Origin of the sequence: Nocardioides taihuensis (assembly GCF_042657275.1) — a bacterium.
Taxonomy (GTDB): domain Bacteria; phylum Actinomycetota; class Actinomycetes; order Propionibacteriales; family Nocardioidaceae; genus Nocardioides; species Nocardioides taihuensis.
Genome location: NZ_JBHSKD010000019.1, coordinates 81,503 through 96,282, shown reverse-complemented (window position 1 = coordinate 96,282; position 14,780 = coordinate 81,503). Strand labels below are relative to the sequence as shown.

Sequence of the window (14,780 nt, the reverse complement as noted above, 5' to 3'; positions counted from 1 at the left end):
CTAGAGGATCGCGCCGGGGGTGTACGCCGCGGCGTCCGGGTGGCGCTCGACGACCGCCCCCACGCGGCGGCAGACCGCCTGGGTCTGGGCGACGGCGGCACCGGTGAAGGTGATCGGGTCGGCGAGCAGGGTGGCGAGCTGGTCGGCGGTCAGGCCGAGGCGCGGGTCGCGGGCCAGGCGCTCGAGCAGGTCGTTCTCAGGCTGGCCGCGGCGCATGTCGAGCGCGACGCCGACCGCCGCCTCCTTGATCGCCTCGTGCGCCGCCTCGCGGCCGACGCCGTTGCGCACCGCCGCCATCAGCACCTTGGTCGTGGCCAGGAAGGGGAGGTAGCGGTCGAGCTCGCGCTGGATCACCGCCGGGAAGGCGCCGAACTCGTCGAGCACGGTGAGGAAGGTCTGGAAGAGCCCGTCGGCGGCGAAGAAGGCGTCGGGCAGCGCCACGCGGCGTACCACGGAGCAGGAGACGTCACCCTCGTTCCACTGGTCGCCGGCGAGCTCGCCGACCATCGAGAGGTAGCCGCGCAGCACGACCGCGAGGCCGTTGACGCGCTCGCAGGAGCGGGTGTTCATCTTGTGCGGCATCGCGGACGAGCCGACCTGGCCCTCCTGGAAACCCTCGGTCACCAGCTCGTGCCCGGCCATCAGCCGCACCGTGGTCGCGAGGTTGGAGGGCGCTGCGACGAGCTGCACGAGCGAGGAGAGCACGTCGAAGTCGAGGGAGCGCGGGTAGACCTGCCCGACGCTGTCGAGGACCCGGTCGAAGCCGAGGTGCCCGGCGACCCTCCGCTCGAGCTCGTCGAGCCGGTCGGCGTCTCCGTCGAGGAGGTCGAGCATGTCCTGGGCGGTGCCCATCGGGCCCTTGATCCCGCGCAGCGGGTAGCGGCCCAGCAGGTCCTCGACCCGCTCCAGCGCCACCATCAGCTCGTCGGCGACGGTCGCGAACCGCTTGCCGAGCGTCGTCGCCTGCGCTGCCACGTTGTGGGAGCGACCGGCCATCACGGTGGTCTCGTGCTCGGCGGCGAGGCGGGCCAGCCGGGCCAGGGCGGCGACCGCCCGGTCGCGGAGGAGCTCCAGCGACTGGCGGACCTGCAGCTGCTCGACGTTCTCGGTGAGGTCGCGCGAGGTCATGCCCTTGTGGATCTGCTCGTGCCCCGCCAGCGCGCAGAACTCCTCGATCCGCGCCTTCACGTCGTGCCGGGTCACCCGCTCGCGGGCGGCGATCGAGGCCAGGTCGACCTTCTCCACGACGGCCTCGTAGTCCTCGACCACGCCGTCGGGCACCGCGACACCCAGGTCGCGCTGGGCCCGCAGCACCGCGATCCACAGGCGGCGCTCGAGCACGATCTTGTGCTCGGGGCTCCAGATCCGGGCCAGGTCGACGCCGGCGTAGCGGGTGGCGAGGACGTTGGGGACGTTCACGGCCGTCATCCTCCCACGGGCCGCGCGGCACCCGGCGCCAGCACGGGTCGCGGCCACCGCAGGCTGAAGTCGCGCCCGGCCCCGGTGGGCGACCAGCCGTCGCTCACCTCCGCCGCCCACGGGCCGGGAGGTCGCAGGTCGAGACCGGAGGCGTGGCGGCCGCCCGTCCTCACCCCGACGACGACGTCGGCCCCGACGACGAAGCCGCAGATCGCGGCGACCAGCGGGAAGTGCCCCTGCAGGTCGAGGACGTGGCGGATCCACGCGCGTGTACGTGGAGGAGTCCCAGTCGTCGGTCAGCGGCTCGAGCCAGCGTCGCGCCAGCAGCGCCGCGACGCGTGCCCCTCTCTCTCCACTGCGGGAAGCTTCTCTCCAGGAGCCGGATCAGGACGTCGCGGGCTCGCCACGAGCGACCGCGAGCATCTGCTCGAACCGGCCCCTGACCTGCCACCCCACCTGGTGGCGGGCTCCGCCGATGTCGTAGGCGTTGCCCAGCAGGCCGCTCGGCCCGCGGACGGACGCGGGGTCCACCGGCCCGAGGACCGGCGTCGTGGGCTTCAGGCGCCACCGGGAGGTGTGGACCGCGACGAGGCCGGTCGGCGTGAGGAGGACGAAGACCGGCGTCCTCCCCAGCTGCCAGATCAACGACATGGCGAACGGACCGACGAAGAAGACGAGCAGCCGGGGACCGGGGATCAGGCCGAGCTCGTAGGGGTACACCACCGCCGCGAAGGCCAGGACGCCCACCACGGTGAAGAGTGGCCCGCCCGGTTTGATCCGCGCCACAGGCACCGCCTCGCGCACCTCCTGGCCCGTCACCTCCCGCGCGGCTGCCCTCCACTTCTCCCGAGACCCCATTGGCCGGACCCCAGTGCCGTCGGAGGCGGGGCGGACCGCCGCCCGGGAGGTCAGACGTCGGCGGCGATGTCGGTGCGGTGCTGGGCGCCGGGGAAGTCGATCAGCGCGACGCCCTCGTACGCCGCCGCCCGGGCCGCCGCGACGTCGGCGCCGGTGCCGACCACGGCGAGCACCCGCCCACCCGCAGTCACGAGGTCATCGACGACGACGGCCGTCCCCGCCTGGATCACGTGCACGCCCGCCAGCGCCTCGGCCTCGGCCACACCGGTGATCGGGTCGCCCGAGGACGACGAGGCCGGATACCCCTTCGAGGCCATCACCACCGCCACCGCGGCTCCCGGCCGGAACACCGGGGCCGGCACGTCGGCGAGCCGGTCCTGCGCCGCCGCGAGCAGCAGCGGGCCGAGCGGTCCGTCGAGGAGCGCGAGCAGCGGCTGGGTCTCCGGGTCGCCGAACCGGGCGTTGAACTCGATCACCCGCACCCCGCGCGAGGTGAGCGCCAGGCCGGCGTAGAGCAGCCCGCGGAACGGCGTGCCGCGCCGGGCGAGCTCGTCGACCGTCGGCTGCAGCACGCGGGCGAGCACGTCCTCGACCAGCCCGTCGGGCGCCCACGGCAGCGGCGTGTAGGCACCCATCCCACCGGTGTTGGCGCCCTGGTCGCCGTCACCGATCCGCTTGAAGTCCTGGGCCGGCTGCAACGGGTAGACCGTCACGCCGTCGGTGATCGCGAAGAGCGAGACCTCGGGGCCGTCGAGGTACTCCTCGACCACGACCCGCGCGCACCCCGCCGCGTGGGCGAGTGCCTCGTCGCGCGAGGAGGTGACCACGACCCCCTTGCCGGCGGCGAGGCCGTCGTCCTTCACGACGTACGGCGCGCCGAACGCGTCGAGCGCGGACGCCACCTCCGCGGGGGTCGAGCAGACGCGGCTGTCGCCGGTCGGGACGCCCGCCGCGACCATGACCTCCTTGGCGAAGGCCTTCGAGCCCTCGAGCTGCGCGGCCTCGCCCGACGGCCCGAAGCACGCGATGCCCCGGGCGGTCACGGCGTCGGCGACCCCCGCCACCAGCGGCGCCTCCGGACCCACGACGACGAGGTCGACGCCGAGCCGTTCGGCCAGGTCCGCGACCGCCGGGCCCGACATCGGGTCGACGTCGTGCAGCGTGGCGACGGCGCCGATGCCCGGGTTGCCCGGGGCCGCGTGGACGTCGGCGTCCGGCTCCGTGGCGAGCGACCGGGCCAGGGCGTGCTCGCGGCCGCCCGTGCCGATGACGAGGGTCCTCACGCGCCGTCCCCGTGGACGACCAGGGTCTGCTCGCGCCCGGGGCCGACGCCGACGCCCCAGATCCGGGTGCCGGAGAGCTCCTCGAGCGCCTCGACGTAGCGCTGCGCGTTCTTGGGCAGCTCGGTGAAGGAGCGGCAGCCGGAGATGTCCTCCCACCAGCCGTCGAGGTACTCGTAGAGCGGCCGGGCGTGGTGGAACTCGCTCTGGGTCATCGGCATCTCCTCGTGGCGCACGCCGTCCACCTCGTAGGCGACGCACACCGGCACCCGCTCCCAGCTCGACAGCACGTCGAGCTTGGTGAGGAAGAGGTCGGTCAGCCCGTTCACGCGGCTGGCGTAGCGCGCGATCACGGCGTCGTACCAGCCGCAGCGGCGGTCACGGCCGGTCGAGACGCCGACCTCGCCGCCGATCTTCCAGAGCTTCTCGCCGTTCTCGTCGAACAGCTCGGTCGGGAAGGGGCCCGAGCCCACGCGGGTCGTGTAGGCCTTGATCACGCCGATCACGCGGTCGATCCGGGTCGGGCCGACACCGGCTCCGGTGCACACGCCTCCCGCGACCGGCGAGGACGAGGTGACGAACGGGTAGGTGCCGTGGTCGACGTCGAGCATCGTCGCCTGCGCGCCCTCGAAGAGCACCGTGCGGCCCTCGTCGAGCGCCCGGTTGAGCAGCAGCGAGGTGTCGACGACCATCGGCCGCAGCCGCTCGGCGTACGAGAGCAGCTCCTGGACGACCGCGTCGGCCTCGATCGCGCGACGGTTGTAGACCTTGGCCAGCAGGTGGTTCTTGTTCTCCAGCGACGCCTCGACCTTCTGCCGCAGGATGCCCTCGTCGAAGAGGTCCGCGACGCGGATCCCGACCCGGTTGACCTTGTCGGCGTAGGCCGGGCCGATGCCGCGGCCCGTCGTGCCGATCTGGTTCTTCCCGAGGAACCGCTCGGTCACCTTGTCGATCGTCGAGTGGTACGACGCGATCACGTGCGCGTTGGCGCTGACCACGAGGCGGGTCACGTCGACCCCCCGGGCCGCCAGCGCGTCGAGCTCGCGGAAGAGCGCCTCGGGCGAGACCACGACGCCGTTGGCGATCACGCTGGTGCAGCCGGGCGTGAGGATGCCGCTGGGCAGCAGGTGGGTGGCGAACTTCTCGCCGTCGACCACGATCGTGTGCCCGGCGTTGTGGCCGCCGCTGGTCCGCACGACGTAGTCGATCGTCTGGCTGGTCGCGAGCAGGTCGGTCGCCTTGCCCTTGCCCTCGTCGCCCCACTGGGCGCCGAGGATCACGATGGCGGGCATCGAGCACTCCCTCGAAAAATGGAAACGGCCCCGGCAACAGCGTCCGGGGCTCTTGCGGCCCAAGGCTACCAAGAGCGGGGACCAAGGTCCCCGCCCCCGGCGACCCTTCGCCTCTGCGGAGCGCGAGGGGCGTGGCTCACCCTGTAGAGGTCGGCACACCCGTGCCGCCGGTCGAGCTCGTCGAGACCACCCCCGAGTGTGGGAGGAACCATGAACCGCGCCGCGATCGCGATCGCCGTCGCCGTGGCCGCCGTCGTCGCTGCGCTGGGCATCGGCTGGACCCTCGGGAACGCTTGGGACGGCCAGGGGCCGTCGCACCACCGCCACATGGGGCAGATGTTCGGGAACGACCGGCCCGGCCAGGGGGACCAGGCCGACGGGGACGCGGACGGCTCGCTCGGGATGCCCGGGATGATGGGCGGGGGCGCGGGGTCCGCGATGAGCCACGCGTTCGTGACCAGCGAGGAGCAGTACCTCACCGAGATGGTCGCCCACCACCAGGACGCGATCACCGCGGCCCAGGAGCTCTCGCGGTCCGACCGCCCGCAGATGCGACAGCTCGGCGCCGCCATCGTGGAGAGCCAGAGCGCGCAGGTCGCGCAGATGCAGGCGTGGCTCGACGAGTGGTACCCGGACGCGGAGCCGGCTGACTACCAGCCGATGATGCGCGACCTCAGCGGGCTCAGCGGAGATGCCCTCGACCGCGCCTTCCTCGCCGACATGGTCCCGCACCACATGGCCGCCGTGATGATGTCGCAGCAGCTGCTGGTCCGGGGGCTCGCCGAGCACCCCGAGGTGGCCACGCTGGCGCGCGACATCCGCGACGCGCAGCGGGTCGAGATCATGCGGATGGTGCGCTGGTCGCACGACTGGTTCGGCACTGCCGGCTTCCCGGCCCACCACGGGTTCGCGATGTCGCACCTGATGCGCGGCTGGGCGACCGACTGACCGGTCGGGGCCGCACGGTCGTGGGCTAGGGTCCCCGACGTGGAGTCCCTGCTGGTGATCACGAACAAGGGCGCCGGCACGGCCGACGAGGAGGTCCTGGACCGGGCGCTCGCCTCGGTCTTCGACCGCGCGTCCGTCGAGGTGGTCGCCACCGCCGACCCCGGCGAGCTCGACAGCGTGCTGCACCGCGCCGGGTCGCGCACCATCGTCGTCGCCGGCGGCGACGGCTCCCTGCACGCCGTGGTGGCCGCGCTGCACCGCCGCCACGACCTCGCGGGCGCGACCATCGGCCTGATCCCCCTCGGCACCGGCAACGACTTCGCCCGGGCGATGGACATCCCGCTCGACGCCGAGGAGGCCGCACGCCTGCTCGTCGAGGGCGAGGTCCGCCCGGTCGACCTGATCGTCGACGAGCTCGGCGGCATCGTGGTGAACAACGTGCACGTCGGCGCCGGCGCGCAGGCCAGCCGCCGGGGTGCGCGCTGGAAGGAGCGGCTCGGCAGCGTCGGCTACGGCAAGCTCAACCTCGGCCGTCTCGGCTACCCGATCGGCGCGATGCTCGCGGCGGTCAGGCCGCCGTACCTGCGCCTGCGCGTCGAGGTCGACGGCGAGGTGGTGGTCGACGTCGACGACCCCGTGCTCATGGTCGCCGTGGGCAACGGCACCAGCGTCGGCGGCGGCGCCGAGCTGACCCCTCACGCGGACGCCGAGGACGGCAAGGTCGACGTGATGGTGAGCCGCTCGACCGGCCCGCTCGCCCGCTTCGGGTACGCCGCGAACGTCGCGCGCCGCTCCCACCCCGAGCGCGACGACGTGCTCTACCTCCGCGCCTCGCGGGTCACGGTCGCCGGCGGCCCCTTCTGGTGCGCGGCCGACGGCGAGATCTCCGGCCCCGAGCGCACCCGCACCTGGCACGTCGAGCCGGCGGCGTTCTCGATGCGGCTGCCCCGCCGCGACGACGCGGGCTAGAGCCAGCCGCGCTAGAGCCAGCCGCGCCGCACGGCCTCGGCGCCCGCCTGGAAGCGGGTGTCGACACCGAGGTCGATGAGCAGGTCCGCGACCCGGCGGCGCACGGTGCGCAGGCTCATGCCCAGCGTGCGGGCGATCTGCTCGTCCTTGGCGCCGGCGGCGAGCTGCTGGAGCAGGAACCGGCGCAGGTCGGGCCGCGCCTCGCCGAGGTCGAGCTCGGGCACGGGCGCCGCCCGCTCCCACAGCAGCTCGAACAGCATGGTCAGGGCCTCCACCACTCCGCGCTGGCGCACCAGCAGCCGGGGCTCGTCGGCCATGCCGAGCGGCTCGGGGATCACCGCGTGGGTCGTCCCGAGCACGAACATCCGGGTCGGCAACTCCGAGATCACCCGGATCTGCTCGCCGGCCCGGGCCCGCGTCAGGAGCGCGTCCGGGGCCTCCTGGAGGGCGCGCACCGGGTAGATGGCCCGCGACCGGCGCCCCGAGGCGATCGCGGCGGCCACCGCCTGCGCGACTGCGGACTCGCGCGGCATCCGCCAGGCGTCCGGGCGCAGCCAGAGCATGTCGCCACGGCTCTCCTGGATCATCATCGTGAGCAGGTAGAGGGGATTGCCGCCCCGGGTCACCTCGCCGTCGAGCCGGCTCAGCTCCTCGACGTCCCCCGGACCCGGCCGGGCAGCCGACCCGGCGAGGTAGGGGATCGCGGTCGCGAGGTCGGCCAGCCGCTCACGGGTCCGCTCGGCCTCGGCCACCTCGCGCTCGAGGAACGCGGTCACCACACCCGCCAGCGAGCGCACGTGCAGCACGCCCCGCTCGAGGTGCACGATGTTGCGGTTCAGCAGCGGGGCGAGCACCTCCTCCACCTCGCCCTCCTCGCAGTCGAGGGCGGTCGCGACCTCGTCCAGCGGTCGGCCCGAGAGGGGCAGCATCCGCTGGTAGAGGCGTTCCTCCTCGACCTCGAGCCCGAGGGCCGCCAGCGTCGAGGAGATGGTGCGGCGAGGCATGGGAGGGACCCTATGGCATTTTGGTGACACCGGCATTCCATGACCACGTGGCAGGGGCGGGCCAGTGCGATGCTTCGATCAAGCGTCGAGGCGGGTCTCCCTCAGAGCACCCGCTGCGCCCGACCCACTTCGGGGGATGTGGTCGAGCGTGTGACGCCGGCGCCGGACTCCCACCAGGTCCGGCGCCGCTCCCATTTCCGGGCCGTTCTCCTGGCCCTCGGACCCCCTCCGGTAGCGTCTCCGGTCCCGGTCCCCCACCCCCGCAGGAGCAGCGAGACCATGGCACGACGAGGGGGCGACAACGCCGCCCCGCCCACCGACTGGGTCACCCGCGCCGCCGACGACGCCGTCCGTCACGCCGGCGAGGGCAAGCCGGTGACCGTGTCCTCGGGGATCTCGCCCTCCGGACCGGTCCACCTCGGCAACCTCCGCGAGCTGCTGACCGTGCACTTCGTCGCCGACGAGCTGCGCCGCCGCGGCGTACCGGTGCGCCATCTCCACGTCTGGGACGACTACGACCGGCTGCGCAAGGTGCCGCGCGAGGTCGACCCGTCGTTCGCCGAGCACATCGGCCGCCCGCTCAGCGCCGTCCCCGACCCCTGGGGGTGCCACCCCTCGTGGGGCGAGCACTTCAAGGAGCCGCTGCGCGAGTCGCTGCACGCGATGGGCGTGGAGATGGAGGAGATCTCCCAGACCGAGCGCTACACCTCGGGCGTCTACCGCGAGCAGGTGCTGCGCGCCGTCCGCCACCGCGACGACATCGAGCAGGTGCTGGCCCGTTACCGCACCAGGGCGGTGGCGCTGGAGGAGGCCGAGGAGGACGAGGGGGACGAGGAGGGCCCCGGGGCCGGCGCCGGGTCCACCGCGCTCGAGCGGTTCCCCTACAAGCCCTACTGCCGCACCTGCGGCCGCGACGCCACCACGGTCACGGCGTACGACGACGAGACCACCGACCTCGCCTACACCTGCGACCGCGGCCACGCCCACACCGTCCAGCTCGCCACGCAGGACGAGGGCAAGCTGGTCTGGAAGGTCGACTGGCCGATGCGCTGGGCCTTCGAGCACGTCGACTTCGAGCCGGCCGGCATGGACCACGCGACACCCGGCTCGTCGTTCACCGTGGGTCACGAGCTGGTCGAGAAGATCTTCGGGATGCCGCGGCCGGCCTGGTTCGGCTACGGCTTCGTCGGCTTCGCCGGCATGCAGAAGATGTCCGGCTCCGCAGGCGGCGCGCCGACCGCGGCCGACGCGCTGCGCGTCCTCGAGGCGCCGATCCTCCGCTGGCTCTACGTGCGGCGCACGCCGAAGCAGACCTTCGACATCGACTTCGGCCCCGAGGTCGTGCGCCTCTACGACGAGTGGGACTCGCTGACCCGCAAGGCCGCGGACCCCGCGAAGCGCGACACCCAGGTGCTCGCCTGGGAGCGGGCCTCCTCGACCGCCTCCGGTCCACTGCCGACGCCGCCGGTCGTGCTGCCCTTCCGGCTGCTGTCCTCGGTCGCCGACGTCACCGCCGGGTCGGCGGAGCAGATCAGCCGCATCGTCGGGCACGACGTCGACGAGCTCGAGCCGCGGCTCGACCGGGCGCGCGCCTGGATGCTCGAGTACGTCGACGCGGCCGACCGCACCAACGTGCGCGAGACCCCCGACACCGCGACGCTCTCCGCGCTCGACGACCGGCAGGCGGAGTGGCTGCGGCTGCTGCGCGACGGCCTGGTCGAGCCGCTCGACCTCGACGCCGTGACGGCCCTGGTCTACGGCGTGCCCAAGCTGGCGCGCGGGATGGCGCTCGACGACAAGCCGACCGACGAGGTCAAGGCCGACCAGAAGGAGCTCTTCGGGCTGCTCTACCGGCTGCTCGTCGACGCCGAGCGCGGCCCGCGGCTGCCCACGCTGGTGATGGCGCTGGGGGCCGAGCGGGTGCGCACCCTGCTGACCCCCGCCGGTTGAGCCTGTCGGGCCCGCTCAGCCGAGCAGCGCGTCGTACGCCGCGGGGCTCGACTCGCGCAGGAACGTCGAGCAGCGGTCCCACTCCTCGCTCTCGTCGATCGCGCGGGCGCTGAGCGCGAGCAGGGCCAGGCAGCGCAGGAAGCCGCGGTTGGCCTCGTGCTCCCACGGCACCGGGCCGTGCCCCTTCCAGCCGTTGCGGCGCAGCAGGTCGAGGCTGCGGTGGTAGCCGACGCGCGCGTAGGCGTAGACCGTCACGTCGTCCGCGCCCTCGTCGCGGGCCTGCTCGCCGAGCGCGGCCCAGGCGAACGGCGAGGCGGGGTGCCGGCGCACCACCTCGACCGGTGCGGCGCCGCCGTCGAGCTCGGTGGCGGCGGGGTCGTCGGGCAGGTGCGTGGGCGGCGGACCGGCCATCAGGTCGACGTGGCTCATACCGGCCAATCTAGCCATGGGAGTGGCGCGTCGGTGCGCGGGTGTTGACTACCTCCATGGCCGCCACCCCGTCCCCCACCGACGCACCCGCCGACGTCCGCGCCTGGCCGGCGTTGTGGGCGCTGTGCCTCGGGTTCTTCATGATCCTGGTCGACACCACCATCGTCACGGTGGCGACGCCGGCCATCATCGAGGACCTCGGCGCCGACGTGAACGCGGTCGTCTGGGTCACCAGCGCCTACCTGCTCGCGTACGCCGTGCCGGTGCTGATCACCGGCCGCCTCGGTGACCGCTTCGGCCCGCGGCGGGTCTACCTGATCGGGCTCTCGGTCTTCACCCTCGCCTCGCTGTGGTGCGGCCTGACCTCCACCGTCGAGATGCTGATCATCGCCCGGGTGGTCCAGGGCCTCGGCGCCTCGATGATGACCCCGCAGACGATGGCCGTGATCACCCGCATCTTCCCCGCCGAGCGGCGCGGGCGCGCGATGGCGCTGTGGGGCGCGACCGCCGGCGTGGCCACCCTGGTCGGCCCGATCCTCGGAGGCATTCTGGTCGACAGCCTCGGGTGGGAGTGGATCTTCTTCATCAACGTCCCGGTCGGTGTGGTCGGTCTCGTGCTCGCATGGCGCCTGGTGCCGGTGCTCGAGACCCACGCCCACCGCTTCGACTGGCTCGGCGTGCTCCTCAGCGGCGTCGGCATGTTCCTGCTGGTCTTCGGCATCCAGGAGGGCCACCAGCTGGGGTGGGACGCCGTGGTCTGGGCGCTGATCGGCGGCGGCCTCGTGGTGATCGGGCTGTTCGTCGCCTGGCAGGCGGTCAACACCAAGGAGCCGCTGATGCCCCTGGGCCTCTTCGGCGACCGCAACTTCTCGGTCTCCTCGGTGGCCATCTCGACCATGTCGTTCGCCGCCACGGCCATGGGCTTCCCGCTGATGCTCTGGGCGCAGCTGGTGCTCGGCTACTCACCCACCGGCGCCGCGCTGCTGATGGTGCCGATGGCGGTCGTGTCGATCGTGATGGCGCCGATCGTGGGCCGCTTCACCGACGAGGTGCACCCGCGGATCCTCACCGGCTTCGGGTTCGCGATCACGGCCGGCGCGCTCTTCTGGCTGAGCCGGGTGATCGGGGTCGACACCCCGGTGTGGGAGATCTCCGTGCCGATGGCCGTGCTCGGCTTCGGCATGGCCGGCATCTGGGCGCCGCTCGCGGCGACCGCCACCCGCAACCTGCCGCTCGCGCTGGCCGGGGCGGGGTCGGGCGTCTACAACGCGACCCGCCAGGTGGGCGCGGTGCTCGGCTCGGCCGCGATCGCGGTGGCGATGGACAGCGAGCTGGCCGCGCAGGGCCTCACCGTCGGCGGCTCGCCCGAGGCGGCGGGCAGCGGCGCCGGGCTGCCGTCGGTCGTGCTCGAGCCCTTCAGCGAGGCGATGGCGCAGTCGATGCTGGTGCCGGTGGTGGTGCTCCTGCTCGGCCTGGTCGCGGTGATGTTCTTCGTCACGCCGCGCCACCTCGAGGCGCGCGTCGTCACCCCCGTGGCGGACGACGCGGCGGCCGCCCCGGCCTAGGAGACGCCGGGGCGCCGTCCCTCAGACGCCGAGGGAGTGGCCGGTCGAGCGCAGGTTCTCGCACGCCTCGAGCACGCGGGCGGCCATGCCGGCCTCGGCCGCCTTGCCCCACGCGCGCGGGTCGTACTGCTTCTTGTTGCCGACCTCGCCGTCGATCTTCAGCACGCCGTCGTAGTGGCTGAGCATGTGGCCGGCGACCGGGCGGGTGAAGGCGTACTGCGTGTCGGTGTCGACGTTCATCTTCACCACGCCGTAGTCCACCGCCTCGGCGATCTCCTCCGCGGACGAGCCCGAGCCGCCGTGGAAGACGAGGTGGAAGGGCTTGCTGCCCTCCTCGAGGCCGAACTCCTTCACGACCGCGGCCTGCGCGTCGCGCAGCACGTCGGGACGCAGCTTGACGTTGCCGGGCTTGTAGACGCCGTGCACGTTGCCGAAGGTCAGCGCGGTCATGTAGTAGCCGCGCTCGCCGTAGCCGAGGGCCTTCGCGGTCGCGATGGCGTCCTCGGGGGTCGAGTAGAGCTTGTCGTTGATCTCGTTGGCGACGCCGTCCTCCTCGCCGCCGACGACGCCGACCTCGATCTCGAGGATGATCTTCGCCGCGATGCACCTGTCGAGCAGCTCGCTGGCGATCGTGAGGTTCTCCTCGAGCGGCACGGCCGAGCCGTCCCACATGTGCGACTGGAACAGGGGCGCCTCGCCACGCGCCACGCGCTCGGCCGAGATGTCGATGAGCGGCCGGACGAAGCCGTCGAGCTTGCCCTTGGGGCAGTGGTCGGTGTGCAGCGCGATGTTGACGGGGTAGTTCTTCGCCACCTCGGCGGCGTACGCCGCGAACGCGACGGACCCGGTGACCATGTTCTTCACGGTCGGGCCGGAGAGGTACTCCGCGCCGCCGGTGGACACCTGGATGATCCCGTCGGAGCCGGCGTCGGCGAAGCCCTTGAGCGCGGCATTCAGGGTCTGGGACGACGAGACGTTGATGGCCGGGAAGGCGTAGCCGCCGTCCTTCGCGGCGTCGAGCATCGCGGCGTAGACCTCAGGGGTGGCAATGGGCATGGTGGGGCTCCTCGGACGGTCCGTCGGGACGATTCCCACCCTAGTCCCCAGCCGCGTCGTAGCCTCGGGCCGGTGGACCGACGGCGAGACGTGCGCACCTCCGCGCGCACCAGCACGGTCGAGGTCACGCTCGACGACGCGTGGTCGGTCGTGGTCGCCGGGGACGCGCCGTCGCCCTGGTACACCGACGCGGCGCCGTTCGTCTTCCGCGGCGCGGTCGACCGGCTGGTCGGGGGTGGCGGCCGGCGCTGGCCGGCACCGGGCACCGCCCGCCTGGCCCGCGGCGACCGGGCCGGCTTCTGGGAGGTCGAGGACGTCGTGGACCTCGGCCGGCGCCGTCGCCTGCTGCTGGCCGCGACCGTGCGCGCCCCGGGGCGGGTCACCTGCGACGTGACGGTCGAGGCGGCGCCGGGCGGCAGCCGGCTCACCACGGAGGTCCGGCTCGACCCGCGCGGGGTGCTCGGCTGGGCCTACCTGGCCGTGGACCTTCCGGCGCGCGAGGCCGTGGTCGAGGAGGTGCACCGGCGGATCGTCGCCGACGTGACAACCGATCGCCTCCCCCCTCCGTCTTCGCGGTGACGGGCCACCCGAGCCGGGAGAGGGGACACGGGGGATGACACTCCAGGAGCAGATCGATTCGTCGTTCGGCGACGGCCCCGAGGCGCCGCCGCTCGAGCTGACGCTGGCCGCGGGCCACCGCGCCCTGCGGCGGCGTCGCATCGGCGTCACGCTCGCGGCCGCGGCCGTGATCACGGTCGTCGGCACCGGCGTGACGGTGGCCGCGACCCACGACCCGACCGGCACCCGCGGGCCCGACCTGCCCGTCGCCACCGGACCCCTGGAGGGAAGGGTCGACGAGCACCCCTTCAGCTCCGGCCAGCTCGCCGCCTGGACCGAGGACGGCGCCGTCCAGCTGCGGGAAGGCACGCGCATCGTCCAGCGCGTCGACGACCCCGTCGGTCTGCGGCCCGGCGGGGACTCGGTCGGACTGGTGCTGGAGCGCGGCGGAGAGCGCCAGTGGCTGCTGCTGACCTGGGCGACCGATGAGACGAACGCGGTGCGCACGACTCCGGAGCGTGCCGAGGACACCTTCGACGGCTGGCTCGGGGGCGTCGCCGCCGAGATGCACCGGCAGACCGTGAGGAACGAGCGGGACGAGCGGGAGCTCGACGAGGCGGAGCACCTCGTCGGGTTCGGCCAGGGCGAGACGCTGGCCCTCCTCGACCCGACCGCGAAGATCCTCGACCAGATGCCGACGCCCGTCGGCAACCACCTGCCACCCGAGGCGGAGCGGAGCGCGGTCGCGATGCTCCGCTGGCACGACGAGACCTGGTTCGTGCTGCTGCGCGACTACCCCGGCAGCGCCCTGGCGATCTACCCGACCCCAGCGCGGTGGGCCGACGACGCCAGGTCGATCGAGGAGTACCTCGCGTGGCGCACCGGGGTGCAGCAGTGAGGCGCACCGAGCGCGACGCGGCGTTCACCGAGTTCGTCACCGCACGGCGCACCCACCTGCGGCGGGTGGCGTACGCCGTGTGCGGCGACTGGCACCGGGCCGACGACCTCGTGCAGACCGCGCTCACCAAGCTGTACGTCGCGTGGCCGCGGCTGCACACCGCCGGCAGCGAGGAGGCCTACGTCCGGCAGATCATCGTGCGCGCCAACATCGACGAGCACCGCCGTCCGTGGCGTCGCGAGCTGCCGGGGCTCGAGGGGCACGACCCGTCGGCCCGCGAGCCGCTGCCGAGCGAGGACCGCACGGCGCTCTTCGACGCGCTCCAGGCGCTGCCGGTGATGCAGCGCAAGGTGGTGGTGCTGCGCCACTGGCTCGGCCTCTCGGTCGAGGAGACCGCGCGCGAGCTCGGGATCGCGACCGGCACGGTGAAGAGCCACTCCTCGCGCGGGCTCCACGCCCTCCAGGCGGTCTTGGCCGACGTGCCGTGAGCCGTGAGCCGTGCGATCCTCGACCGGGACGGCACTCCGCATCTCGGGTCGACGGGGGGAGGACAC

Annotated in this window: 14 protein-coding genes; 7 read left to right on the top strand and 7 right to left on the bottom strand. The window is 73.3% G+C overall.

Annotated features, from left to right (window positions below; genetic code table 11):
• From purB to ACFPGP_RS15675, 4 genes are all read right to left on the bottom strand, one after another.
• The gene (gene purB / locus ACFPGP_RS15690) at positions 1-1,428 is read right to left on the bottom strand and encodes an adenylosuccinate lyase (protein WP_378591673.1); all 1,428 of its coding nucleotides are present in this window, start codon (positions 1,426-1,428) and stop codon (positions 1-3) included.
• 375 nt (positions 1,429-1,803) lie between these two features.
• Positions 1,804-2,277, bottom strand: a complete 474-nt coding sequence (locus tag ACFPGP_RS15685) for a hypothetical protein (RefSeq protein ID WP_378591672.1) — start codon at positions 2,275-2,277, stop codon at positions 1,804-1,806.
• 50 nt (positions 2,278-2,327) lie between these two features.
• The gene (purD, locus tag ACFPGP_RS15680; protein WP_378591670.1) at positions 2,328-3,560 is read right to left on the bottom strand and encodes a phosphoribosylamine--glycine ligase; all 1,233 of its coding nucleotides are present in this window, start codon (positions 3,558-3,560) and stop codon (positions 2,328-2,330) included.
• On the bottom strand, positions 3,557-4,849 hold the full coding sequence (locus ACFPGP_RS15675) for an adenylosuccinate synthase (RefSeq protein ID WP_378591669.1): 1,293 nt from the start codon (positions 4,847-4,849) through the stop codon (positions 3,557-3,559). The genes purD and ACFPGP_RS15675 overlap by 4 nt, the downstream gene beginning before the upstream one ends.
• 210 nt (positions 4,850-5,059) lie before the next feature.
• Here ACFPGP_RS15675 and ACFPGP_RS15670 point away from each other — a divergent pair, with 210 nt between their 5' ends.
• Together ACFPGP_RS15670 and ACFPGP_RS15665 are read left to right on the top strand one after the other, a co-directional pair.
• Positions 5,060-5,797 carry a DUF305 domain-containing protein gene (locus ACFPGP_RS15670; protein ID WP_378591667.1) on the top strand — a complete coding sequence of 246 codons (738 nt, stop codon included), beginning with the start codon at positions 5,060-5,062 and terminating at the stop codon, positions 5,795-5,797.
• 39 nt (positions 5,798-5,836) lie between these two features.
• Positions 5,837-6,766: a diacylglycerol/lipid kinase family protein gene (locus ACFPGP_RS15665; protein ID WP_378591666.1), complete on the top strand. Its 930-nt coding sequence runs from the start codon at positions 5,837-5,839 to the stop codon at positions 6,764-6,766.
• An 11-nt stretch (positions 6,767-6,777) separates the two neighbouring features.
• Here the strand turns inward: ACFPGP_RS15665 and ACFPGP_RS15660 are convergent, their stop codons facing one another.
• Positions 6,778-7,770, bottom strand: a complete 993-nt coding sequence (locus tag ACFPGP_RS15660) for a DNA-binding response regulator (protein WP_378591664.1) — start codon at positions 7,768-7,770, stop codon at positions 6,778-6,780.
• Between the two features lie 279 nt (positions 7,771-8,049).
• On the opposite strand from ACFPGP_RS15660, the gene lysS reads away from it, so the two are divergent.
• The gene (gene lysS, locus ACFPGP_RS15655; protein WP_378591663.1) at positions 8,050-9,720 is read left to right on the top strand and encodes a lysine--tRNA ligase; all 1,671 of its coding nucleotides are present in this window, start codon (positions 8,050-8,052) and stop codon (positions 9,718-9,720) included.
• Positions 9,721-9,735: 15 nt separating this feature from the next.
• Here lysS and ACFPGP_RS15650 read toward each other — a convergent pair whose 3' ends face one another.
• The gene (locus ACFPGP_RS15650) at positions 9,736-10,149 is read right to left on the bottom strand and encodes a DUF3151 domain-containing protein (protein ID WP_378591661.1); all 414 of its coding nucleotides are present in this window, start codon (positions 10,147-10,149) and stop codon (positions 9,736-9,738) included.
• A 56-nt stretch (positions 10,150-10,205) separates the two neighbouring features.
• Here ACFPGP_RS15650 and ACFPGP_RS15645 point away from each other — a divergent pair, with 56 nt between their 5' ends.
• Positions 10,206-11,714, top strand: coding sequence for a DHA2 family efflux MFS transporter permease subunit (locus ACFPGP_RS15645; RefSeq protein ID WP_378591660.1), 1,509 nt, complete (start codon positions 10,206-10,208; stop codon positions 11,712-11,714).
• 21 nt (positions 11,715-11,735) lie between these two features.
• Here the strand turns inward: ACFPGP_RS15645 and fbaA are convergent, their stop codons facing one another.
• Positions 11,736-12,770 carry a class II fructose-bisphosphate aldolase gene (fbaA, locus tag ACFPGP_RS15640; RefSeq protein ID WP_378591658.1) on the bottom strand — a complete coding sequence of 345 codons (1,035 nt, stop codon included), beginning with the start codon at positions 12,768-12,770 and terminating at the stop codon, positions 11,736-11,738.
• 72 nt (positions 12,771-12,842) lie between these two features.
• On the opposite strand from fbaA, the gene ACFPGP_RS15635 reads away from it, so the two are divergent.
• Genes ACFPGP_RS15635 through ACFPGP_RS15625 form a run of 3 tightly spaced genes read left to right on the top strand, consistent with a single transcriptional unit; the run spans position 12,843 to position 14,714 of the window.
• A complete protein-coding gene (locus ACFPGP_RS15635; protein WP_378591656.1) occupies positions 12,843-13,349 on the top strand; it encodes a DUF2867 domain-containing protein in 507 nt (168 codons plus the stop codon).
• A 34-nt stretch (positions 13,350-13,383) separates the two neighbouring features.
• Complete coding sequence (locus ACFPGP_RS15630; RefSeq protein ID WP_378591655.1) at positions 13,384-14,226, top strand: hypothetical protein; 843 nt, start codon at positions 13,384-13,386, stop codon at positions 14,224-14,226.
• Complete coding sequence (locus tag ACFPGP_RS15625; protein WP_378591653.1) at positions 14,223-14,714, top strand: SigE family RNA polymerase sigma factor; 492 nt, start codon at positions 14,223-14,225, stop codon at positions 14,712-14,714. Before ACFPGP_RS15630 ends, ACFPGP_RS15625 begins: the two co-directional genes overlap by 4 nt.
• Positions 14,715-14,780: the final 66 nt, after the last annotated feature.

Excerpts from the sequence above, each read along its gene's own strand:
- fbaA (WP_378591658.1), bottom strand. The coding sequence starts at position 12,770 with ATGCCCATTGCCACCCCTGAGGTCTACGCCGCGATGCTCGACGCCGCG.
- ACFPGP_RS15685 (WP_378591672.1), bottom strand. The coding sequence starts at position 2,277 with ATGGGGTCTCGGGAGAAGTGGAGGGCAGCCGCGCGGGAGGTGACGGGC.
- purB (WP_378591673.1), bottom strand. The coding sequence starts at position 1,428 with ATGACGGCCGTGAACGTCCCCAACGTCCTCGCCACCCGCTACGCCGGC.
- lysS (WP_378591663.1), top strand. The coding sequence starts at position 8,050 with ATGGCACGACGAGGGGGCGACAACGCCGCCCCGCCCACCGACTGGGTC.
- ACFPGP_RS15660 (WP_378591664.1), bottom strand. The coding sequence starts at position 7,770 with ATGCCTCGCCGCACCATCTCCTCGACGCTGGCGGCCCTCGGGCTCGAG.
- ACFPGP_RS15675 (WP_378591669.1), bottom strand. The coding sequence starts at position 4,849 with ATGCCCGCCATCGTGATCCTCGGCGCCCAGTGGGGCGACGAGGGCAAG.
- ACFPGP_RS15630 (WP_378591655.1), top strand. The coding sequence starts at position 13,384 with ATGACACTCCAGGAGCAGATCGATTCGTCGTTCGGCGACGGCCCCGAG.
- ACFPGP_RS15650 (WP_378591661.1), bottom strand. The coding sequence starts at position 10,149 with ATGAGCCACGTCGACCTGATGGCCGGTCCGCCGCCCACGCACCTGCCC.
- ACFPGP_RS15670 (WP_378591667.1), top strand. The coding sequence starts at position 5,060 with ATGAACCGCGCCGCGATCGCGATCGCCGTCGCCGTGGCCGCCGTCGTC.
- ACFPGP_RS15645 (WP_378591660.1), top strand. The coding sequence starts at position 10,206 with ATGGCCGCCACCCCGTCCCCCACCGACGCACCCGCCGACGTCCGCGCC.